This is a genomic window from Kribbella sandramycini (assembly GCF_013131805.1).
Taxonomy (GTDB): domain Bacteria; phylum Actinomycetota; class Actinomycetes; order Propionibacteriales; family Kribbellaceae; genus Kribbella; species Kribbella sandramycini.
Map to the genome: position 1 here is coordinate 386,777 of NZ_JABJRC010000004.1, position 21,448 is coordinate 408,224.

Below are 21,448 nucleotides of genomic sequence, written 5' to 3' on the forward strand. Positions count from 1 at the left end.
CCTCCTGGCGCGCCCCCGGCGACGCCACGGAGCAACTCCCCCCGGCTTCGTGGCGTCGCCCTTTTACCAGGCGTTCTCGATCGTCTGCTTGATGCTGTTGCCGCGCAGATCCGCGCTGCTGACGCGCAGGCTCACCCCGGCGGCGGGCACCCGCGCCCGGCCCGCCGCATCGAGTGCGAGCCGGCGCCAGGTCTTACCGTCCGTGGAGATCTCGGCGGTGGTGCGGAACACGCTCGCCCCGCGATAGCCCGGCTGGTACGCCGCCTTCAGCTGCAACAGCTCACCCGAGCGGCGGTAGTCGATCTGGATCAGCGGTAGTACCCCACGGCCGCGGGCCGACTGGAATCGCCAGTGGGTCTGCGTCGCGGTTGACGTCTTGGCCCAGCTGTTCGGTCCGCGCCGCTGGTCGAGGGTCAGGTCGTACCAGGCGGCCTTCGCCGGGACGTCGAACTGCCCGACCGACCAGTCGGCGCTGCCGAGCTCGACCCCGTTGCTGCGCAGCTTCATCGCCGTCACATCACCACGGTCACCCCAGCCGTAGACGGTCCGATCACCGTTCACGTACTGCGGCATCGCGATCCGCAGCGCGTTCTCGAACCGCGCCGGCGGCCATCCGTCGGCCTCCTCACCCGCGGCAGCCGGGACGGCGGGCCGCATCAGCGGCTCCCACCAACTCCGGTTCACCTGCTCGCCGGGCCGGTACGCCCGCGGTAGCGTCGACTCGATCCCGGACTCGTTCCACTCCCCCGCGGCGGTCTTCTCGTCCCAGGTGACGCCGCGCAGATCGGTCGCCAGGTAGTCGGTCCGCGTGACCGGGCCGCTGACCTCACGGCTCGATGTCAGCCCGGTCGCGATCCCCGGCAGGTGCGCGACGCGCTGATCGCTGTGCAGGAACCACGCGTCGTTGCGCTGGTACGCCGTGGTCACGGTCGCCGGCCGCATCCTCGCGATGTCGTAGGTCAGCGGGCCGCGTACGGACGACGGTCCGACCGCGAGGTCGTAGCGGTAGGTCGCATCGCGCAAACCCGTTAATTGCAAGGAGGTTGCGCCCTTCTTCAGCAGCGCGAGCAACTGCCGGCCCTGCTCGGCGCGCAGCAAGTAGAACGGGATGTCCTCGTCGGCGCCGGTCGACCAGAAGCCGGGCGCCTCGTTGTACATGAAGACGAGCTTGGCGCCGGCCGCCTTCGCGGCCCGGAGCTGTTCGGCCACCTGCTCGTGGCCCTCGAACCGGAGCAGCACCGCCTTGCCCTTGCTGCCGGCAAGCTTGTCCGTCAGCGGGAGCTTCTCGACCCCGACGTACGGCGTCCGGAACGAGCCTTTGTCCGGCGAGGGCAACCGGCCGAGGCCGGGGACGTCGACGGTGAGCTCGGGTTGCGCGAGATCCCAGCGTTGCACTACCTGGAAGGTGCCGTTGGCAACTTTCGCGAAGTCCTGCACGAAGACGTTGTCGGCGACCCGGTTGTTGAACACCCAGCCGGAGACGGCGTTACGCGCGCCGACCTGCCGGTTCCAGGCGATCCCGACACTCTGCGCCTCGGCCCGGCGCGGGGTCTTCACGGTCACCTTGTGCGCCCGGCGGGCGTCGAACGTGTACGCGCGATCGCCGTCGATCCACTCGTCCGGATCGCCGAGCAGGGTGACCGAGTTGGTCCAGTCGGCCTCGTCGACGCCCATCGCGTACGCCATCACGGCGTACCGGCCGGTGGGGACCTCGACGGTCTTGCTGCCGGTCGCGTCGAAGGCGATCGCGGTGACGTCGCCGGTGGCCTGGTTCCAGAGCTGGACGCCACTCGCGCCGGAGTTGGCCGGTTTGCCGTTGCGGCCGATCGCCTTGACGGTCACCTTGTTCAGCCGGCCGTCGGCCGCGAAGCCGAGGCCGGTCCGGTACGACGTCGCGCCGCTGCGAGCGGTGAGGACACCGGCGTACTTGGCCGGGCTGGTCTTCGCGCGATCGAGGGTCACGGTGGCGGACGCCGTACCGCGCGCGGGAACGATCAGTTTCGCCGGGCTGACGGCGACGGCCGCCGCGATCCCCGACGCGGACCGCGCGTCGACCGACAACTGCAGCGTCACCGGCCGGTTCGAGTTGTTGCGGTAGGCAATCTGTTGCTTACTCGCCGCGCCGAGGAAGAGGTTGCCCGTGCTGGGCAGGATCGTCGGGTCGAGCGCCTTCGGGATGTCGATCCGGCCGAGCCCTTGCTCGTCGGGGCGAGCCTTCTTCGTCGGGACGGCGGTCGTCGTCAGCGCGGCCTTGAGCTGGGCGCCGGTCCACTCCGGGTGCCGCTGCGCCAGGATGGCGGCGGCGCCGGCGACGTGCGGCGTGGCCATCGACGTACCGGACATCGTTGTGTAGAAGCGATCCAGGACGTGGCCGCCCGTCGTCCCGGCGGCGCGGGCCGCGGCGATCTCGGTGCCGGGCGCGGTGACCTCGGGTTTGATCGCGCCGTCGCCGAGGCGCGGACCGCGGCTGGAGTACTTGGCGAGGCTGTCGTCGCGGTCGACGGCGCCGACGGTCAGGGCCTCGGTCGCGGCCCCCGGCGTACCGACGGTCTCCTCGGCCCCGGCGTTACCGGCGGCGACCACGAAGAGCGCGCCGCTGGATTTCGCCAGCCGATCGACCGCCTGGCTCATCGGGTCCGTGCCGTCGGTCGGCCAGCCGCCGAGGCTCATGTTGACCACCTTGGCGCCCTGGGCGACCGCCCACTCCATCCCGGCGATCGCCTCGGAGTCCGAGCCGTTGCCGGCGTCGTCGAGCACCTTGCCGATCAGCAGGTCCGCACCCGGTGCGACGCCTTTGCGTTTTCCGGCGGACGCCGTGCCGAGGCCGGCCACCACCGAGGCGGTGTGGGTGCCGTGGCCGTGTTTGTCCTGGACGGTCTCGTTCGGGATGAAGCTCTGGGAGCCGACGACCTGCGGCGCGAGATCCGGGTGGGCGACGTCGTACCCGGTGTCGAGGACGGCGACCTTCACACCGCGGCCGTCGTACCCGGAACGCCAGGCGGTCGGTGCACCGATCTGTTTCGTCGAGCGGTCGAGGGTCGCGCGGGTGCGTCCGTCCAGCCAGATCTTGCCCTGGTCGGCGGCGCTCTGCCAGAAGGACTTCGCGTCGGACTTGGCGACGCTGATCGCACTGCTGCCGACGCTGCTGAGCGTGCGGCGGACGGCGGCGGTCTTCGGGGCCGGGCCGGTGACGATCAGCGGTAGTTGCTGTGTCGCGGCGTCGTCGTAGCCCTGCGCAACGAGCTCGGTCAGGTTGAACAGCCGCCGGTCGAGCCGGCCCGCGGTGAGCAGCGGGTACGCCGACGCCGGCACCAGGCTCAGGTCGCCGTCGAACGACCCGAAGTAGTACGGCTCGTCGCCGATCAGCCGGGCCGAGGGCTTACCGCCTGGGCTGGTGGTGAGCTCGGCGACATCCCCGGTGATCAAGGTGATGCGGTGCGTAATCGACCGCGGGCTCTGCGGAAGAGCCGCTGCAGTGGCCGCCGACGTCAGGGAACCGGCGACCACTACAGCGACGAGGCCTAGCGCGAGGCGGGAATTTCGGGAAAGCACGGGGGGATCCTCCCGACGCCCCGACCCTCGCGAGGCCGTCGGGAAGAGCTTGACAGCCGGTCAGGGCCAACGGCCACGGGATCTGCTGTCCTACCGCCGCCATGACCGAAAGTAGTCAGCTCAGGCGAACCGCTTGGCCACCTGCTCGACGCGGTCGACCAGGTCCAGGTCGTAGGCGACGCCGGGGATGTAGAAGATCACGTAGTCGGCGCCGGCCTCGAGCGCGGCCTCCACCTTGAGCGCGATCTCGTCCTCGGTGGTGATGTTGTTGTCCTTGGCGAACCGGTCCCAGCCGATCGGGCCGCGGGCACGCTCGGTGGCCGCCTGCGGGTCGTCGCCCTTGTCGATCGGGAAGACGTTGATCCCGGTCGACTTGATGATCTCGTCGTAGTCGCGGCCGAGTTTGTCGCAGTGGCCCTTGAGGATGGCGGCCTTCTCCCGGATCACCTCGGGGTTGCCGCCGCCGATGTTCGCCGCGTCGGCGTACTGGGCGACCAGTTTCAGCGTGACCTGCGGGCCACCGCCGCCGATCCAGAACTTGGGTTTGGTGTTCCCGGCGCCCTTGGGCAGGTTGATCGGGCCGTCGATCGAGTGGTGCTTGCCCTGGTAGACCGGGCGGTCCTCGGTCCACATCTTGTGGATGATCTCGGTGGCCTCGCGGAACGCGGCCATCCGCGGCTTCACGTCCTGCCACTCGTAGCCGTACGCCTTCCACTCGTGCTCGTACCAGCCCGCGCCGATCCCGGCGTACAGGCGGCCGTGGCTGGCGACGTCGACGGTGGAGGCGATCTTCGCGTAGAGCGCCGGGTTGCGGTAGCCGTTGCAGCCGACCATCTGGCCGATGTTGACCCGCTTGGTGTCGCGGGCCAGCGCGGCCGTCGCCGACCAGCACTCGAACGTGGTGTTGTCGCTCGGCTCGGGCACGGTGTGGAAGTGGTCGAACAACCAGATCGAGTCCCAGGACTGCTCGTCGGCGCGCTTCGCGACCGCCGTCATCGCTTCCCACTGCTCCACCGGATCCGCGATCTGCGCGAGATCCATCTTCCAGCCCTGCGGTACGAAAATGCCGAAACGTGTGCTCATGGCCACCATCCTTTCCCCGGGCTCGGGTCAGGGTCCATCACTCCGGTCGCTGAATTTGCACTCAATCAGAGCACCAGAACTTCTGAATCCTTCGCGGCGTCGTACCGGTAGAGACCACGGGAGGCAGCCATCACGTTCGACGAGCTCTTCGACCTGGCCGCGCCACAGATCATGGCCGGTACCCACGCGCGGGACGAGCCGCCGGTTGCGGGCGGCCGATGGCCGTTGTCGGTGGTGTTCCGGCCGACGGGCCAGGTGGCCGATCTGCTGGATGCCCTCACGATCCAAGCGTCGCTGCTGGCTGGGCGCCACCACTGGCAGACCGGGCAGCTCGGATCGGCGCATCTGACCGTTCGCGCGCTCGAAGGTTTCCGGGCCGAGGTGCCGGACGACGATCCGGCCGTCGCTCGCTACGAAGCCGCCGTCCGCCGGGCCGGCCAGGCGCTCGCGGCGAGTACGCCGTTCCGGTTCGCGGTCACCGGCCTGACCCTGACCCCGGGGTCGGTGATGGCGAGCGCCTTCCCGATCGGCCCGGCCGCGGACGAGTTCATGGATCGGCTCGCGCTCGCGCTCGGGCCGGACGACTGGTTCGAGCGGCCGCACGGGCGGCGCGACATCTGGTACCTGAACCTGCTGCACTTCACCGGCGACATCATCGATCCGCGCGGGTTGGTCAAGTGGGTCGGCGATCGGCGGACGCGGGACGTCGGGGAGCTGTCGATCGCGGCGCCCGAGCTGGTCCGGTTCCGGCTGGTGGACGGCGTCCGGCCGGCCATGCGACCGGAGCCGGTCGGCCGTTATGCTCCGATCTCGGAGATTTCTTCGCAATAGCGAAAGGTGGTCCCGGATGACCGCGGTGGTGGTCGGGGGTGGGGGCGGGATCGGCGGCGCCTGCGCGCGGGTGCTCGCGGAGCGGCACGGGCCGGTGCTGTGCGTCGATCGGGATCTGGACGCCGCGACGCGGACGGCGTCCGAAGTCGGCGGGGTAGCGCTGGCGGCGGACGCGGGTACGGCCGACTTCGGGAGCGTGGTCGGCGCGGCGGCCCGGGAGCTGGGGCCGGTGGGGTGTGCGGTGTACGCCGTCGCGTACGAGGAGCACACGCCGGCGGTGGAGCTGAGCCGGGAGTCGCTGCTGCGGAGCCTGACGGTTGGGCCGGTGGGCGCGTTCGAGTTCTTCCGCGCGCTGACGCCGGCCGCGGGGGCGTCGTACGTCGCGATCGGGTCGCTGCACGAGACGCAACCGTTCGCGAACTGTCTGGGGTACAACGCCGCGCACGGCGCGCTCGGGCAGGTCGTTCGCACGCTGGCGCACGAGTGGGCCGATCGGGGGATTCGCGTGAACGCCGTCGTACCGGGGTGGATCGCGACGCCTGGTGAGGAGGTTTTCCACGGCGCCGGCCAGTTGGCCGCGGCCGGGAAGCTGCTGCCGTTCGGGCGGCACGGCCGGCCGGAGGAGATCGCGGCCGCCGTCGCCTTCCTCGCGTCGGAGGCGGCGGGTTACATCTCCGGCTCCTCCCTCACTGTGGACGGCGCGCTGTCCACCTCACTCGCTCGGCTCCGGGGGGTCTGATCATGAAGTACGTCTGCGTTTTCGCCCACCCTGACGACGAGATGCGCTGCCTGGGCACGCTGCTCCGCCTCCACGCAGCCGGCCACGAACTCGCCTTCGTCACCATCACCACCGGCGACAAAGGGCTCCCCTTCCACCCGCCCGAGGACCAGGCCCGCGCCGCCGAGATCCGCACGGCTGAGATGCAGGAGGTCGCGGCCCACTTCGACGCCGAGTACATCTCCCTGGGCCGCGAGGACGGTTTCGTCATCGAGGACGCCGACCTGCGCGCCGACCTGATCCGGACCCTCCGCCACCTGAACGCCGAAGTCCTCTTCACCCACTGGACCACCGACTACAACCCCGACCACACCCTCACCGCCAAACTCACCACCGACGCCGCCCTCCTGGCGCCCCTCTCCTCCTTCGCCCCCACCCCCAACCCGCTCCCCCACACCCCCCGCATCTGGCACGTCGACCCCGGCCCCGGCCACGCCTTCGAACCCACCCACTTCGTCGCCTTCACCCCCACCCAAGCCACCCGCAAAGCCGCCCTCATCCGCCTCCACCGCTCCCAAATGGACGTCATGCGCACCCTCTCCGGCGGCGAGGACTACGCCGACCACCAAGCCGACCACGACCGCACCACCGGCCGCCGCCTCCAAGTCCCCCACGCCGAATCCTTCCGCCCCTCCCTCACCGACCGCCGGATCCCCTGGCCCTCAGACCTCCCACCCCAGCTGTAACCCTCAAGCGATGCGGTATGTGGCGATGACTTCGGGGTTGGGGGTTACGCCTAGGCCGGGGGTGGTGGGGAGGTGGATGTGGCCGTCGTGGAAGGGGAGGGGGGTGGCTAGGTCTCGGGTGATGGGGGCTGTGGAGACGTTGTATTCGAGGAGGGTGGGGGTGGGGAGCCAGGCGGCGGCTTGGGCGGTGGCGGCGGTGAGGAGGGGGGTGGTCCAGGCGTGTGGGACGAGGCGGCGGCCGGCGGCGGTGGCTCGGGGGGCGAGGGAGTGGAGGGTGGTGAAGCCGCCGCAACGGGAGAGATCGGGTTGGAGGATGGCGATACCGGGTTCGGAGAGCAGGTCGGTGAACTCGTCGGCGGCCAGCTGTTCACCGGTGGCGACGGGGAGGCCGGTGTCCCGGCCCAGGCGGGCGATGTCACGCCATCGATCAGCCGGGAAGGGCTCCTCGATCCAGTACGGGTTCAGATCTTCCAACGAGCTGACGAACCGGCGGACGGCGTTGTAGTCGCCGTCCAGATAACCGTCGACCATGAGGTGGACGTCGGGGCCGGCTTCCGCGCGCGCGGCCGCAAGGAGCGCCCGGTCGCGGGTGAGGTCGGAACCCCACGGCCCCCAGCCGAACTTGATCGCGCGGAACCCGCGGTCCAGGTACGAACGAGTGGCGGCGCGCATCTCGTCGGGCGTCGCACGGAAGAGCGTGCTGGCGTACGCGAGCACCCGGTCCCGGCGCCGCCCACCGAGCAGGTCGGCAACCGGCAAACCGGACAAGCGGCCACAGATGTCCCACACCGCAACATCGATCCCGCTGATCGCATGCAGAGCCGGGCCACGCCGTCCGTGGTACCAGGAGTGCTGATACAGCCGCTCCCACAGCGCAGTCCGGTCCCACACCCGCTGCCCGACCGCAGCGTCGCGCAGCCCGGCGCAGAACGCCGGAATATGCGACACCGCCTCGACAATCGCCTTCACCACCCACGGATGCGAGTCGACATCGCCGTACCCCTCGACGCCCGCATCCGTCGCCACGCGAATCAAACACGTATGCCGGGGCCCGGCCCGCTCGTCATCCCCGAGCCGGGTCCCGTACTCGATACCGTTGTCCAGCACGATCACCTCGACATCGGTGATCCGCGCGTCAGTCGATGTGTTCACGCCTCAGCGAACACCACATCGGCGAAATAGTTGCGGTTCTGGTAAGACAACGTCGGGAAGTCCCCCGCCCGCAACGCGTACAACCCAGGCCCACTCGTGATCAACGCGCCGTTCTCCCGCGCAGCCGCCAGCCCGTTCTCGGTCGCGCTGTACCCGCCACCAGAGCTGTACGACACGACGTACGACGTCCCGGCCGTGATCGACACCGCCTGCCCGAAGCGCACCTCCTGCCACCCGGATCCGGACTCACCGACAAACGTCGCAGTAGCCAGCTTCTGACCCGAAGCACTCCACAACGTCCCCGTATGCGTCCCGGTGTTGTGCGTCCCCTTGAAGAACCGCACCCCCTGCACCGCGCCGTCCTTCGAACTGCTGAACTTCAGCCCCATCTCCAGCGACGTCGCCTCGGTCGCCCCGAACACCGGCGCCTCACCGACGTTGAAGACGGTGTAGGTCTCCGGCTGGAAGATCACATCGGCCCAGTAGTTCGTGTTCAGGTGAATCTGGTTCGGGTACGACGTCGGCCCGTACGCGAAGAACCCGGCGCCGGTCGGCGTGTGCAGTACGCCGTTGTCCTGCGTCCGGCCGTCGAAGTAGTGGTGGTTGTACCCGAACGTCCCGTTCGGCGAGTGGTACGAGATCGTGTAGTTGCCACCGGCATCGATCCGGACCGGCTCCGCGAACCGCGCCTCCTGCCACCCCGCGGCGCTCTCGTTCCCGAAACTGGCCGTCGCCAGCTTGTCTCCGGACGGCGACCACAGACTGCCCGTGTGCGGCACGTTGTCACCCGGCGCCTTGTAGAACTTGGCGCCCAGCACCAGCCCCGGCCGGTCGACCCGGAATCGCACCCCCAGCTCGGTCTCCCGCGCGTCCGAGTAGTACTCGACGGCGGGCCCGTCCTCCTCGTTCCACAAGGACCGCGGATACGCGAGACTCGGCCGCTGCGCGACCGTGAACCGCCACTCCCCGGTGATCCATTTCCCGTCGGTGTCCCGGGCCTGGAAGCTCATCCCGCAGCTCTGCCCGTACCGCCACGGCGCGGCCGGCGTGAACGTCGCCGTCCGGGTCGCCGGGTCGAACGTCGTCTGCCCCGGGGTCCCCGCCTCGATCCCGCCCTCACGCAGCGAGACGGACGCCGGATCGACGTCGTCGTAGAACACGACCTGCGGCTTACGCTGCGGCCAGACCGTCGTGGCGCCGTGCACCGGCGAGACCCGGCGCCGGCCGACCGGGTACTGCGGTGGCCGCCCGACCTGGTTGATCAGCGTGGGGAAGCCGTCGGCGTACCGCGGGAAGGGGAACGGCGAGCCCCAGAGGATCTGCGCCAGCGAGCGGAACGGCTGCCGCAGGTTGTTGGACTGGATCTCCTCGGCCTCCGTGGCCGGCAACGTCCACAGGTGCAGCTTGGCGCCGCGCAGTCCGCGATGGTTCTTGTCGACCTCCTGGCCGGGAAAGGCGCCCGGGTGGAACCGGTTGTAGATCGCCTCCGGGTCCGGGAAGCGGCCGTTCGGCAGATTCGGCGGGTTGGGCGGGTCGTAGTAGAGGAAGTCGCCGTTGGAGTTGTGCAGCAGATATCCGGCGTCAAGGAGCTCGGCCGGCGTCTTGCGGCCCGGCCAGGTCACCCAGTGCTCCAGGATGATGTTCTGGTTCAGCGGCGCCCGCTTGATGCTGGTCAGCAGTCCGTCGCTCCAGACCCGCAACTGCTTGCCGTGCGCGCGGACGGTCTCGTTCATCTGGTTCAGGAACCCGGTGAAGATGTCGACCGGGTTCGCGTCGGCGCCGTACCGCTGCTTGGCGCTCTGCCCGAGCTGCGGATAACGCGCGTACTCGACGGTGAAGTTCGGATCGCCGTCCAGCCGGGTCAGGTATTCGTCGGCGCCGAGATGCCAGTACGGCGTGTCGAACTCGTCCAGGTACTTCTCGAACAACCCCCGCGCGAACGGGTACGCCTCGTCCTTGCTCAGGTCGAGATCACCCCGCCCCGGCAGGCCCATCCCCGGGGTCAGCAGCCGCTCCATGTGCCCCGGCATGTTGACCTGCGGGACGAGCGCGATGTTGTACTTCCTGGCGTACGCCGCGATCTCCTTCAGCTGCGCCAGCGACGTCGTCGACTCGTACCCGACGTACACCCAGAGCATGTTCAGCTTCAGATAGGCCAGCTCGTTGATCTGCCCCTGCCACCACTGCATGGTGTAGTGCCGCGCCGAGTTCGCGACCAGGAACCCGCGCTCGGGGTACTTCGGCCAGTCCCGGACCAGCCCGGCCGGCACCGTCGCCGCCTGCCGCAACCACTGCAGGATCGTCTGGACGCCGTGCATCACCCCGGCCGGCGTACCGCGCAGCCGCAGCGCCGCGCCGACCTCGATCTCGTATCCCTCGAGGTTCTGGTTCGGCGGGGCGCCCAGGCTGAGCACGAGGTCACCGGCCGCGGGCGCCGGCGTCTCCTGCGTCTCGACCTGGACCGTCCGCTTCAGCAGCGTGCCGAGATCCTCCTGCAGGACGACCTTCGGCCGGATCAGCTGCGCCGCGTCGGCACTCCGCACGATGATCCGGATCGGCTGCCCGGGCGCCGGCAGCTCGTACGCCGGTCCGGTTCGGGCCGTCCACTCCTGCAGCGCGGGGATCGTCTGCTTCGGCACGTCGAGCACCTGTCGCACCCCCGCCTGCGCGGTCGAGCTCCCCGCGGTCACCCCCGTGGCAAGCGCCACACCACCGGTCAGGGCGAGGAAGTTCCTTCTGCTGGTCATCCGTCACTCTTCCTTGGGACATACCGGTCCGATCCGGAAATCCGGATCGCACCCTGGGCGGCAAGATCGTTGAAGCTTCGAAATATCGAAGACAACTCTCCATATATGAGCATGGTCGGCAATCCGGGCGCAAGGAAACGCCGGGCTGTACGACGGTGGTCGAAAGGGTGGCCCGTGAGAGCGCTCTAGTTCCGGAACCGGCGGGGTCTTGATCTGGAGGGGGTCGGTGGCTGAGAGTCGGGCGCGACGCGGGCGCGCGCCCGCGCTGAGCTCAGGAGTCGCCCATGCCCAGGTGGCCTGTTGTCCGCAGTTCCCGACGGCGAACGGCGGTGATCGCCGCCGCCGCCCTGCTGGCCGGCTCGCTGGTCACCTTGCCCGCCGCGGCCGACGACCCCGCGCCCCTCACGCTCGCCGCCTTCGAAGGCGCCGAGCCGTTCGCGTCACCGCCGAACCCCGGGATCTTCGGCTGGGGCAGTGACGCCGACGACCCGCCCACGATGCAGCTGCAGACCCGGTCCGACGCGCCGGCCGGCAACTCGGTGCTGTCGGGGACCTACGACATCAGCGGCTGGGGCGGTTTCACCCACGACATCACCTTCGACCAGAACCCTGGCGACTGGTCGAAGTTCAAGGGCATCCGGTTCTGGTGGTACGGCCAGAACACCGTCCAGACCGAGCCCGGCACCGGGAAGCGGATCTTCTTCGAGATCAAGGACGGCGGCGCGAACGCCGAGGCGTCCGAGCTGTGGAACACCAGTTTCACCGACGACTTCCAGGGCTGGACGCAGATCGAGATCCCGTTCAGCGATTTCGTCTACCGCGGCGACTACCAGCCGGTCGGCGGGATCGACCAGATCCTGAACCTGAACAAGATGTGGGGGTACGCCTTCACGATGCCGGCCGGCTCTCCCGGCAAGTTCGAGATCGACCAGATCGAGACCTACGGCAAGGCCGAGCCGGCGCTCAACTCCAGCGTCAGCACCGACGCCGAGGTCTACCCGGTCAAGGAGGGCGGCAGCGCCCAGGTGCGGATCGCGGTCTCGACGACGGCCAGTACGCCGCTCGAGGGCCCGGTCACGGTCGCCTACACCGCCGGCGGCGGAACGGCGAGCGCCGACGACTTCACCCCGACCACCGGGACGCTCACCTTCCCGGCCGGTACGGCGTCCGGCAGCAGCCAGCTCGTCACCGTGCCGACGAAGAAGGACAAGACGGCCGAGGTCGCGGAGACCATCCCGCTGAAACTCACGGTCACCGGCGCGAAACCGCCGCAGACCGAGCCGCTCGCGGTGATCGACGCGCACGACCTGCCGTACCTGAACGCGAAACTGCCGATCAAGAAGCGCGTCGACGACCTGCTCGCCCGGATGACGCTGGCCGAGAAGGTCGGCCAGATGACCCAGGCCGAGCGGAACGCCCTCAAGTCCCGCAGCGACATCGCGTCGTACGCCCTCGGCTCGCTGCTGTCCGGCGGCGGCTCGGTGCCGACGCCGAACACCCCGGCCGCGTGGGCCGCGATGGTCGACAACTTCCAGCGCAGCGCCCAGGCGACCCGGCTGCAGATCCCGCTGATCTACGGCGTCGACGCCGTCCACGGGCACAACAACGTGGTCGGTGCGACGATCCTGCCGCACAACATCGGTATCGGCGCCAGCCGGGACCCGGAGCTGTCCCGCCGGACCGGCGAGGTCACCGCGACCGAGGTCCGCGCGACCGGTATCCCGTGGGACTTCGCGCCCTGCCTGTGCGTCGTCCGCGACGACCGCTGGGGCCGTGCGTACGAAGGCTTCGGCGAGGACCCGGCGCTGGTAACCTCGCTGGCGACCGTCGTCACCGGTATGCAGGGCAAGGCGGACGGCAGCCAGCTGAAGAACAAGGACCGCGTGCTGGCGTCGGCGAAGCACTATGCAGGCGACGGCGGTACGACGTACGGCACGGCGACGACCGGCGGCTACAAGATCGACCAGGGCGTCACGCAGGTCACTCGCGAGGAGTTGGAGCGGTTGCACCTGGCGCCGTTCAAGACCGCGCTCGCACTCGGCGTCGGCACCGTGATGCCGTCGTTCTCCAGCGTCTCGATCGACGGCGGCACCCCGCTGAAGATGCACGGCCACGACGAGCTGATCAACGGCGTCCTGAAGGACCGGATGGGCTTCAAGGGGTTCGTGATCAGCGACTGGGCGGCGATCGACCAGCTGCCCGGCGACTACGTCAGCGACATCCGGACGTCGATCAACGCCGGACTCGACATGATCATGGTCCCGGCGCGGTACCAGGAGTTCACGGCCGGGCTGACCGCCGAGGTCACCGCCGGCCGGGTGCCGCTGAGCCGCGTCGACGACGCCGTCCGCCGGATCCTCGGCGAGAAGTTCAAGCTCGGCCTGTTCGAGCAGCCGTACTCCGACCCGGCGCAGCTGAGCACGGTCGGCTCGGCCAAGCACCGGGCCGTCGGTCGCGAGGCCGCGGCGAAGTCCCAGGTGCTGTTGAAGAACGAGGGCAACTTGTTGCCGCTGGCACCGAGCTCGAAGGTTTACGTGGCCGGCAGCAACGCCGATGACCTGGGCAACCAGCTCGGCGGCTGGAGCATCACCTGGCAGGGCCGCTCCGGCGCGACCACCACCGGTACGACGGTGCTCGCCGGGATCAAGCAGGTCGCGCCGTCGGCGACGTTCAGCGCAGACGCGTCGGCGCCGCTGACCGGCCACGACGTCGGTGTCGTGGTCGTCGGCGAACGCCCGTACGCCGAGGGCGTCGGTGACGTCGGCAACGGACACGACCTGTTGCTCGCGGACGCCGACAAGGCCGCGGTGGACAAGGTCTGCGGCGCGATGAAGTGCGTCGTGCTGATCGTCTCCGGCCGTCCGCAGGTGGTCACCGACCAGCTCGGCAAGATCAACGCGCTGGTCGCGTCGTGGTTGCCGGGTACCGAGGGCGCCGGCGTGGCCGATGTGCTGTTCGGCAAGAAGCCGTTCAGCGGCCGTCTGCCGGTGAGCTGGCCGCGCACCGAGGCGCAGCAGCCGCTGAACGTCGGCGACGCGTCGTACGACCCGCAGTACCCGTACGGCTGGGGTCTGACCACCCAGGCCGCGGCTCGGCAGAAGCTGACCGAGGCGCGGAACACCCTGCTGCGCAAGCACGACCCGTACGCGCTCGCGGCCGCGGTTGCGGCCGAGGTCGCGCTGCAGACCAAGGACTGGTCGGGGTCGAAGGTGCCGGTCGCCCTGGCCGCGCTGGAGCAGTCTGCCCGGTTCCTGGACCGGAGCAAGGCGGACGGATACGCCGAAGGTGACGCAGTCGTCGCCGCAGCCCGGTGGATCGCCCAGAACAAGATCGGTCAAAACCTGACCGAGCCCGTCTCGAAGCTGACGGCGGACGCCGAGCACCTGGCCCTCACCGGTCAGCTGGGCGCCGCGGTCGCGAAGCTGACGACGGCGTACAAGACTAAGTAGCCCTTGCGGGGCGGCCGGGAACTCCCCGGCCGCCCCAGCAGGTCATCTGCTCAGGCCGGTGCTCGGGCCGGGGTTGTTCGGCCGGTTCGGGCGCTCGCCCGCCGGCTTCTCGTACGCGCTCTTCTGGACCGGCATCTGCAACCCGAGGCGGATCGCGTTCTGCAGCTCGGGGTCCAGCGCGCTGCGGGCCGGGCCGTCATGCACGAGCCGCGAGCTGTTGACCAGCCCTTCGGCCGCCTGCTGCCAGCTGTAGTTGGTGATCAGATGCGCCCGGAGCCGCATCGCCCGCTCCCGCTCCGCCGGAAGCGTCGCCAGGATCTCCTGCACCCGATCGGCCCAGGCCGTGGTGTCGTGGCTGGACGCCCGGACGACCGATCCGGCGCCCAGCTCGCGCGGCACGCGCTGCTCGTCGGCGAGGAACATCCCGACGCCGGTGTTCATCTCGTCGACCAGGATCGGCACGCCGGCCCCGGCGGCCTCCGTCGCGACCAGCCCGAAACCCTCGTGGTGTGACGGCATCACGAACAGATCCGCGCCGTTGTAGTCACGCTGCAGCTCGGTCGTGTCGTTCGTGAACTCCCGCAACCGGACCGAGTTGCCGCTCTGGATGTTGACCTCCAGCTGCGCCTTGGCCAGGTTCTCCGGCGGAACGCCGCGCATCGACAACTGGGCCGGGACGCCCCGGCCACGCAGCTCGTTGATCACCGCAACCGCCTCCGGCCCGCCCTTGAGCAGGTCGTCCATCCGGCCGGTGAGCAACAGCTCGTACCGGCGCTGGAACGAGCGGTACTGCGGCGGATCCAGCGGGACGACGCCCGGGATCAGCTCGTGCACCGGTTTGTCCAGCCGATCGCGCTGGAGCAGTTTCGCAGACTCCTCGGCGATCAGCGGCCCGACGCCGACGGTGAGATCGGCACGACGCATCCGGCCGACGTCCTCGCGGGCCTTGCGATCGGCGTGCGTACCGTCGCCGTGGCGGGCGCGGCTGCCCTCCTCGGGTGACATGTGCATGACGTACGCCGTCATGGCGTTCGGGTAGTACCGATCGCGCAGCTCGAGCGCGAGGTCGCCGGTGAAGCGGGCGTGGCCGACGATCAGGTCGACCTCCGCCGGCAGGCCGTCACGGCTGAGCAGCATCGCCTGCTGGGTGGCCGCCCGCTGTTTCGCGGTCTGCGTCGGATCCGGCCATTGGGCCGGGTTGGTCGGATGCAGGAGGCGCAGGTTCGGGATGCCGGGGTCCTCGAAGGCCTCCGGCAGCCAGACGTAGGCCTGATGACCCGCCTGAGCCTGACCGATCGCCAGCTCCCGGGTGACCGTATGGCCGCCGGTGGTCGACGCCCAGCCGAGGCCGACGTTCAGAATGCGGAGCGGGCGGTTGCCCCACGGCTCACTCGTCATGGAACTTCCTGCTCTCCAGATCGGACCGCAGGTCGACGATGCCCTGGATGTAGCGGTCGCCGCCGACCAGCCGGCCTTCGAGTTGGTCACGCATCAGCCGCGCCGCGAACTCGCCGAGCACCGACGTCAGCTCCAGCACGATGCTGCGCGGCACGTAGGCGACGAGTGGCTCGTCGGGATCGCCGATCCCGCGGGCAGCCTCATGCAGGTACTTGGCGCGGGCGTCGAGCTCGACGGCACGGCCGGCCGCCATCCCCTCGTCGACTCCACTGCCGGGCTCACCGTTGTAGTCCAGCGCGGTGAGCAGATGCCGGCGCGGGTCACGCGGCGGACGACCGGACACCGGGGCAGCCAAGTCGCGCAGCTCCTGCGCGCGCCGGCTCGTGTACCGCTCGAATTCCGCCTCTTCCAGCGCGCGGCGGAACCGGCGGTACTCCCGGTCGGCCACCTCGGTCAGACCGCTGATCGCATCCCACTCGCGCTCGGCCGCGGCCAGCTCGGCGCCGGTGATCCCGGACGCCTTCAGCGCAACGATCTTCTGACCGTGTTGGGCCAGCCAGCGGTTGTACTCGTACCAACCGGGCTCGTCGGTGGGGAACTCGTGCGGGTCGGCAGCCGAGCTGGGCATGTCCATTACGGGATTTTAGAGGGTGTCAGGCCACCGCTCGGGAGCGGAGGCGGCGGAGCATGCGGGCGTCTTCGAAGCCGACGGCGCGGGCGGCGGCCTCGATCGTGGTGCCGTGGCCGATCAGGTGTTCGGCGCGTTCGACGCGCAGCAGTTGCTGGTAGCGCAGTGGGGTGAGGCCGGTGGCGGTGGTGAAGAGGCGGGTCAGGGTGCGTTCGCTGACGCCGATCCGGGCGGCCAGGTCGGCGAGCAGCAGGCGGTCGGCGTACTGGGCGTCGATGACGTCCTGGACGCGGTGGGCGAGATCGCTGAGGTGGCCGCGATGCCGCAGCATCACGCTGTCCTGGAGCTCGTCCCCGTTCCGCCGGGCGTAGACGACCATCTCGCGCGCGACCCGGGCCGCGGCCTCGGCGCCGCGCTCGACGGCGACCAGATGCAGCGCGAGGTCGATACCGCTGGCGATCCCGGCGGAGGTGATCACGCGGTCGTCCTCGACGTACAGGACGTCGCGGATCATGCTGCCGCCCGGATAGCGCGCGGCGAGCTCGTCGGTCAGGTCGTGGTGGGTGGTGTACCGGCGTCCGTCGAGCAGCCCGGCCGCGCCGAGCGCGTCGGCGCCCGAGCAGACACTCGCCACCGATCCCCCGGCGGCGTGATGGTCGCGCAGCCGCTGCCGGACCGCGGGCCCGATCGGCGGCACCGGCTGCAGCCGCGGCGACCGCCAGCCCGGTACGACGATCAGGTCGCCCGGGCCGAGCTCCGGCCAGTCCAGCCGGGCCCGGATCGGGACTCCTTGTGCGGTCTCGATCTCTTCGGCCTCGGCGACGTACGACGTCTCGTAGCCGTAGCCGAAGTCGTTCGCGGTGGTGAACACCTGGGCAGGCCCGGCCAGGTCGAGCAGGTGCAGCTTGGGCACCAGCAGGAAGACGACCCGAATGGTCCGCATCCGGTCAGGATGACACGAGGACGCCGGTGGGGGTGTCTGGCGACTCCGCGCCGTAGCGAGGAGGTGCCGTGCCGAGTGCCCCGCAGTAGGCGTGGGGTCGTCAGACACCCCCTAGTTCGTCGATCGTCCGGATGGTGGCGAAGCGGCCTGCGAGCGCGTACTCCGTACGTTCCGTGACGGCCTCGGCGGACAGGGTGCGCGGGTCGGCGAGGACCTCCTCGTTGGTCGCGTCGGCCGGTAGGTCCCAGTGCGCCAGCGGCATCGTGGCGGTGGCGTCGGTGACGAAGTCGACCTCGTAGCCGAGGTCGGAGGCGATGCGGGCGGTGGTCTCGCAGCACTGCTCGGTGCGGATACCGGAGACGACGACTCGGTTGACGCCGTGCTGGGTGAGAAGCTGCTGCAGACTCGTGGTGGTGAAGGCGTTGTGCGCGGTTTTCGTGAGGACCGGCTCACCCGCGATCGGATCCAGACCTTCGATCAGCCGGACGTGACCGCTCGCCGGATCGAACGTCGTCCCGGTCCCGGGCTCGGTGTGCAGGACCCAGACGACCAGGTCGCCGGCCGCCCGCGCGTGGGCCACCAGGCGGTTGACCCGGTCGGCGATATCCGGCCGGTTCACCACCTGCCAGCTCGGGCGGACCCGGAACGATTCCTGGACGTCGACGACAAGTACCGCGGTTCGGCTCATACCCCCATCGTCACGCACCGTCGCCGGCTCGCAGAAGGCCCGATCCCGGCCCGCACCGGACCGATCCGGTCACGGCCTCGACACGTCCTTACCAACGTTGGAGAGGTCGGACGAATTCACACCGTTCCGAACTATTCCAAACACTGGACCGGAATGCTTACAGTGCGCGGGTCGGTGTGGAAACGCTCCCGCCGCAGCTCGTCGATCAGTGAGGGGAACGCGATGCCCGAACACCTGCCCCGCCGTCAGGTTCTGCGGACGGCCGGAGCCCTGGGCCTGGGGGCAGCCGCCGCCGGCGCCCTGACCGGACCAGCGGAGGCCGCCGGCACTCCGGATAGGTTGGCCACCATGGGTGCACACCACGGCAAGCTCGAAATCGGCAAGGCTCCGTTCGGCACCACCCCGGACGGCAAGAAGGTGGACGTCTACACGTTCTCCAACGGCCGGATGACGATCTCGATGCTCACCTGGGGCGCGACCATCCAGCGGGTCGAGACGCCGGACCGGCGCGGCCGGGTCAAGAACATCAGCCTCGGCTTCGACAACCTGCCGGACTACGCCGCCCTCAGCCCGTACTTCGGCTCCACGATCGGCCGCTACGGCAACCGGATCGCCAAGGGCAAGTTCTCGATCGACGGGAACTCCTACCAGATCCCGCTGAACAACGGCGAGAACGCTCTGCACGGCGGCACCCTCGGCTTCGACAAGAAGGTCTGGTCGGCCAAGATCGTGCAGTCCGCGAAGGCGGTCGGCGTCGCGTTCACGTATGTCAGCCCGGACGGCGAGATGGGCTTTCCCGGTGAGCTCACCAGCACCGTCACCTACACCCTCGACCGCGACGACAACCTGCGGATCGAGTACCACGCGACGGTCAAGGGCAAGCCGACGATCGTCAACCTCACCAATCACGTGTACTTCAACCTGGGCGGCGAGGGCAGCGGCCCGATCGACGGCCACGTCCTGCAGCTGAACGCGCCGAAGTACACGCCGGTCGACGCGACGCTGATCCCGACCGGCGAGATCGCGCCGGTCGCCGGGACGCCGTTCGACTTCACCAAGCCGACCGCGATCGGCGCCCGGCTGCGCGGCGACCACCCGCAGCTCGTCGTCGGCCGCGGATACGACCACAACTTCGTCCTCGGCGGTAAGACCGGCGCCGACGGCCTGCGCTTCGCCGCCCGCTTCTGGGAGCCCGAGGACGGCCGCACGATCACGGTGCACACCTCCGAGCCGGGGGCGCAGTTCTACAGCGGGAACTTCCTGGACGGCACCTTCCGGGGGATCGGCGACCGCGCCTACCGCCAGGGCGACGCCTTCGCCTTCGAGACCCAGCACTTCCCGGACTCGCCCAACCAGCCGAACTTCCCGTCGACGGTCCTGCGCCCCGGCCAGACCTACCGGTCGACCACCGTCTACAACTTCGGCACGAAGTAACCCTCAGGCGGATTTCGAGCTACCGGCGTCGATCAGGTAATCGGCGCCGGTAATGCTCGCCGTCAGCGGCGAGCACAGCTGTACGACGAGCGCGGCCACCTCGGCCGGCTCGATCAGGCGGCCGGTGATCATCCCGGTCTCCTGCGGCAACGCCGCCAGCAGATGCTCCTGCGGTACGCCGAGCCGCTGCGCGAGCTGACCGCCGTACCCCTCGGGCGACGTCCACAACGCCGTCCGGACGGCCGCGGGTGAGACCGTGTTGACGCGGACGCCCTGCGGGCCGAACTCCTCGGCCAGCGCCTTCCCGAGCGCGGTCAGCGCCGCCTTCGCAGTCGTATACGGCACCGGACCGCTGGACGGGATTCGCGCGCCGATCGACGACAGGTTGACGATCGCGCCCTGCTGTTTGATCAGACTCGGCAGCGCGGCCCGGGTCACCCGGACGGTGGCGAAGTAGTTCAGCCCGAAGATCGACTCCCAGGCGGCGTCGTCGTACTCGAGGAAGCCCGCGCCGAGGTCACCCTCGCCACCGCCGACGTTGTTGACCAGCAGATCGAGCTCGCCGGCCGCCGCGAGCGCGGCCGCGACGGCCTGCTCCGGCCCGCCGGCCAGGCCGAGGTCGGCCGGTACGACGATCGCGCCGGTCGCGCGCAGCTCCGGCGTACTGGTCCGCGCGACGGCCACGACGCGGACGCCCTCGGCGCTGAGCTGCTCGACCACCGCGAGCCCGATCCCCCGGCTGGCGCCGGTGACAAGCGCGGTCTTGTCCTTCAACTGCAGATCCATGACTCATTTCCTCCAGTCGCATCTTCGCTGACCTTTTGAAGATACAACTTGCATCACTGATGATGCAAGTAGCAGTGCACCCGCTACGCTGGAGATATGAACGAAGCCCCCCGGGTGCGCGCGGACACCGCGCGAACCGTGCGCGCGATCCTGGCGGCGGCCGAGCAGACGCTGAGCGCGAAGCCGACCGCGACGATGGAGGAGATCGCCGCCGCGGCCGGCGTCGCCCGCACGACCGTGCACCGGCGCTTCGCGACCCGCGAGGCGCTGATCGCCGACCTGGCCGCCTGGGCCGCCCAGCAGCTCTCGGACGCCGTCGACGCCGCCCGCCCGGACGCCGCGCCGCCCCTGGTCGCGCTCTACCAGGCCACCGCGAACGTCCTCGCGGTCAAACTCTCCTGGCGGTTCGCGATGAACGCGACCCTTGCCCCCGGCAACGAAGCCGACCGGATCCAGGCCGGGGTCGTCGAACGCTCCGACGCGCTGTTCCGCCGCTTGCACGACACCGGGGTCCTCCGCCCGGAGATCGATCCGATCTGGGCCCGCCGCGTCTACTACGCCTTGATGCACGAGGCCTGTCAGACCCCGGCCGACGCCGACCCCGACGCCCTGGCCACCCAGCTCGTCGACGCCCTGCTGCACGGCGTCGGCACCCCTGGCAGCACCCTCTAGCGTCGCCAGACCGTGCCCTGGCGATCGCGGCCGATCCACTGTTCCAGGGCGACGATCTCGGCCGCTGCGCCGAGTTCGCGCTCGAGGAGCCAGCACGCGAGATCGACGCCGGCGAACCAGCCGGTGCCGCAGGTCACCAGGTCGCCGTCGTCGACGACTCGGGCATCGACGACTTCGGCGTACTTCTCCAGCAGGTGGTAGCCGGGGCGATGGGTCGTGGCCGGTCGACCGGCGATCAGACCGGCCGCGCCGAGCAGGATCGCGCCGGAGTCGATACCGGCCAGGATCAGCCCGGCGCCGCCGGCCCGCTTGGCCTCGGCCAGCTGCCGCGGGATGACGCCGCGTTCGATCTCCTCCTCGATCCAGCCGCCGGAGACGGCGAGCACCTGGGCCGTCGCCGGCGACCACGGCTCCAGCTCGCCGATCGTCGTCCCGTAGCAGCCCTGGACCGAGGTCGCGCCGTCGGCGGTGACCAGCCGGGGGTCCACCGCGAGCCCGCGGCTTTTCGCGTGCGCGAAAACGGCGTACGTCGCCATCGCGTCCACCTCGGCCACCCCTTCGAACATCAGTACGTCGATTCGCATCCACTCAGCCTGCCGCTCGGGCCGCGGCCAGGTGAGT

The 21,448-nt window shown here is 70.0% G+C and carries 16 protein-coding genes; 6 read left to right on the forward strand and 10 right to left on the reverse strand.

Features of this window, described 5'->3' with window-relative positions; genetic code table 11:
* Window positions 1–63 precede the first annotated feature (63 nt).
* Together HPO96_RS20080 and HPO96_RS20085 are read right to left on the reverse strand one after the other, a co-directional pair.
* Window positions 64–3,552: a S8 family serine peptidase gene (locus HPO96_RS20080; protein WP_171675021.1), complete on the reverse strand. Its 3,489-nt coding sequence runs from the start codon at window positions 3,550–3,552 to the stop codon at window positions 64–66.
* Between the two features lie 120 nt (window positions 3,553–3,672).
* Window positions 3,673–4,635: an LLM class F420-dependent oxidoreductase gene (locus HPO96_RS20085; protein WP_171675022.1), complete on the reverse strand. Its 963-nt coding sequence runs from the start codon at window positions 4,633–4,635 to the stop codon at window positions 3,673–3,675.
* Between the two features lie 171 nt (window positions 4,636–4,806).
* Between HPO96_RS20085 and HPO96_RS20090 the strand changes: the two genes are divergently transcribed.
* From HPO96_RS20090 to HPO96_RS39170, 3 genes are read left to right on the forward strand one after another with little or no spacing between them, the layout of a single operon-like run.
* Window positions 4,807–5,466: a hypothetical protein gene (locus HPO96_RS20090; RefSeq protein ID WP_171675023.1), complete on the forward strand. Its 660-nt coding sequence runs from the start codon at window positions 4,807–4,809 to the stop codon at window positions 5,464–5,466.
* Window positions 5,467–5,482: 16 nt separating this feature from the next.
* A complete protein-coding gene (locus tag HPO96_RS20095; protein ID WP_171675024.1) occupies window positions 5,483–6,205 on the forward strand; it encodes an SDR family NAD(P)-dependent oxidoreductase in 723 nt (240 codons plus the stop codon).
* A 2-nt stretch (window positions 6,206–6,207) separates the two neighbouring features.
* Window positions 6,208–6,930, forward strand: a complete 723-nt coding sequence (locus HPO96_RS39170) for a PIG-L deacetylase family protein (RefSeq protein ID WP_171675025.1) — start codon at window positions 6,208–6,210, stop codon at window positions 6,928–6,930.
* A 3-nt stretch (window positions 6,931–6,933) separates the two neighbouring features.
* Here HPO96_RS39170 and HPO96_RS20105 read toward each other — a convergent pair whose 3' ends face one another.
* Complete coding sequence (locus tag HPO96_RS20105) at window positions 6,934–8,082, reverse strand: enolase C-terminal domain-like protein (RefSeq protein ID WP_171675026.1); 1,149 nt, start codon at window positions 8,080–8,082, stop codon at window positions 6,934–6,936.
* The gene (locus tag HPO96_RS20110; RefSeq protein ID WP_171675027.1) at window positions 8,079–10,829 is read right to left on the reverse strand and encodes a DUF4082 domain-containing protein; all 2,751 of its coding nucleotides are present in this window, start codon (window positions 10,827–10,829) and stop codon (window positions 8,079–8,081) included. Before HPO96_RS20110 ends, HPO96_RS20105 begins: the two co-directional genes overlap by 4 nt.
* 284 nt (window positions 10,830–11,113) lie before the next feature.
* On the opposite strand from HPO96_RS20110, the gene HPO96_RS20115 reads away from it, so the two are divergent.
* Window positions 11,114–14,278, forward strand: coding sequence for a glycoside hydrolase family 3 protein (locus HPO96_RS20115; protein WP_171675028.1), 3,165 nt, complete (start codon window positions 11,114–11,116; stop codon window positions 14,276–14,278).
* 42 nt (window positions 14,279–14,320) lie between these two features.
* Here the strand turns inward: HPO96_RS20115 and HPO96_RS20120 are convergent, their stop codons facing one another.
* The 4 genes from HPO96_RS20120 to HPO96_RS20135 all read right to left on the reverse strand — a co-directional run bounded on the left by HPO96_RS20120 (window position 14,321) and on the right by HPO96_RS20135 (window position 17,935).
* Window positions 14,321–15,676 (reverse strand): glycosyltransferase family 4 protein, encoded by a 1,356-nt coding sequence (locus HPO96_RS20120; RefSeq protein WP_171675029.1) that lies wholly within the window; start codon window positions 15,674–15,676, stop codon window positions 14,321–14,323.
* Window positions 15,666–16,310 carry a hypothetical protein gene (locus tag HPO96_RS20125; RefSeq protein WP_171675030.1) on the reverse strand — a complete coding sequence of 215 codons (645 nt, stop codon included), beginning with the start codon at window positions 16,308–16,310 and terminating at the stop codon, window positions 15,666–15,668. Before HPO96_RS20125 ends, HPO96_RS20120 begins: the two co-directional genes overlap by 11 nt.
* Window positions 16,311–16,329: 19 nt before the next feature.
* Window positions 16,330–17,247 (reverse strand): GlxA family transcriptional regulator, encoded by a 918-nt coding sequence (locus HPO96_RS20130; RefSeq protein ID WP_171675031.1) that lies wholly within the window; start codon window positions 17,245–17,247, stop codon window positions 16,330–16,332.
* Between the two features lie 100 nt (window positions 17,248–17,347).
* Complete coding sequence (locus tag HPO96_RS20135) at window positions 17,348–17,935, reverse strand: cysteine hydrolase family protein (protein ID WP_171675032.1); 588 nt, start codon at window positions 17,933–17,935, stop codon at window positions 17,348–17,350.
* A 153-nt stretch (window positions 17,936–18,088) separates the two neighbouring features.
* Here HPO96_RS20135 and HPO96_RS20140 point away from each other — a divergent pair, with 153 nt between their 5' ends.
* Window positions 18,089–19,369 carry an aldose epimerase family protein gene (locus HPO96_RS20140; RefSeq protein WP_238355310.1) on the forward strand — a complete coding sequence of 427 codons (1,281 nt, stop codon included), beginning with the start codon at window positions 18,089–18,091 and terminating at the stop codon, window positions 19,367–19,369.
* 3 nt (window positions 19,370–19,372) lie between these two features.
* On the opposite strand, the gene HPO96_RS20145 is transcribed toward HPO96_RS20140, so the two are convergent.
* Window positions 19,373–20,155, reverse strand: coding sequence for an SDR family NAD(P)-dependent oxidoreductase (locus tag HPO96_RS20145; protein WP_171675033.1), 783 nt, complete (start codon window positions 20,153–20,155; stop codon window positions 19,373–19,375).
* A 96-nt stretch (window positions 20,156–20,251) separates the two neighbouring features.
* Here HPO96_RS20145 and HPO96_RS20150 point away from each other — a divergent pair, with 96 nt between their 5' ends.
* The gene (locus tag HPO96_RS20150) at window positions 20,252–20,827 is read left to right on the forward strand and encodes a TetR/AcrR family transcriptional regulator (protein ID WP_171675034.1); all 576 of its coding nucleotides are present in this window, start codon (window positions 20,252–20,254) and stop codon (window positions 20,825–20,827) included.
* On the opposite strand, the gene HPO96_RS20155 is transcribed toward HPO96_RS20150, so the two are convergent.
* A complete protein-coding gene (locus HPO96_RS20155) occupies window positions 20,824–21,411 on the reverse strand; it encodes a DJ-1/PfpI family protein (protein WP_171675035.1) in 588 nt (195 codons plus the stop codon). The genes HPO96_RS20150 and HPO96_RS20155 overlap by 4 nt on opposite strands.
* Window positions 21,412–21,448 lie beyond the last annotated feature (37 nt).

Excerpts from the sequence above, each read along its gene's own strand:
- HPO96_RS20115 (WP_171675028.1), top strand. The coding sequence starts at position 11,114 with ATGCCCAGGTGGCCTGTTGTCCGCAGTTCCCGACGGCGAACGGCGGTG.
- HPO96_RS20125 (WP_171675030.1), bottom strand. The coding sequence starts at position 16,310 with ATGGACATGCCCAGCTCGGCTGCCGACCCGCACGAGTTCCCCACCGAC.
- HPO96_RS20145 (WP_171675033.1), bottom strand. The coding sequence starts at position 20,155 with ATGGATCTGCAGTTGAAGGACAAGACCGCGCTTGTCACCGGCGCCAGC.
- HPO96_RS20085 (WP_171675022.1), bottom strand. The coding sequence starts at position 4,635 with ATGAGCACACGTTTCGGCATTTTCGTACCGCAGGGCTGGAAGATGGAT.
- HPO96_RS20135 (WP_171675032.1), bottom strand. The coding sequence starts at position 17,935 with ATGAGCCGAACCGCGGTACTTGTCGTCGACGTCCAGGAATCGTTCCGG.
- HPO96_RS20130 (WP_171675031.1), bottom strand. The coding sequence starts at position 17,247 with ATGCGGACCATTCGGGTCGTCTTCCTGCTGGTGCCCAAGCTGCACCTG.
- HPO96_RS20120 (WP_171675029.1), bottom strand. The coding sequence starts at position 15,676 with ATGACGAGTGAGCCGTGGGGCAACCGCCCGCTCCGCATTCTGAACGTC.
- HPO96_RS20140 (WP_238355310.1), top strand. The coding sequence starts at position 18,089 with ATGCTTACAGTGCGCGGGTCGGTGTGGAAACGCTCCCGCCGCAGCTCG.
- HPO96_RS20155 (WP_171675035.1), bottom strand. The coding sequence starts at position 21,411 with ATGCGAATCGACGTACTGATGTTCGAAGGGGTGGCCGAGGTGGACGCG.
- HPO96_RS20090 (WP_171675023.1), top strand. The coding sequence starts at position 4,807 with ATGGCCGGTACCCACGCGCGGGACGAGCCGCCGGTTGCGGGCGGCCGA.
- HPO96_RS20150 (WP_171675034.1), top strand. The coding sequence starts at position 20,252 with ATGAACGAAGCCCCCCGGGTGCGCGCGGACACCGCGCGAACCGTGCGC.
- HPO96_RS20095 (WP_171675024.1), top strand. The coding sequence starts at position 5,483 with ATGACCGCGGTGGTGGTCGGGGGTGGGGGCGGGATCGGCGGCGCCTGC.
- HPO96_RS20110 (WP_171675027.1), bottom strand. The coding sequence starts at position 10,829 with ATGACCAGCAGAAGGAACTTCCTCGCCCTGACCGGTGGTGTGGCGCTT.
- HPO96_RS39170 (WP_171675025.1), top strand. The coding sequence starts at position 6,208 with ATGAAGTACGTCTGCGTTTTCGCCCACCCTGACGACGAGATGCGCTGC.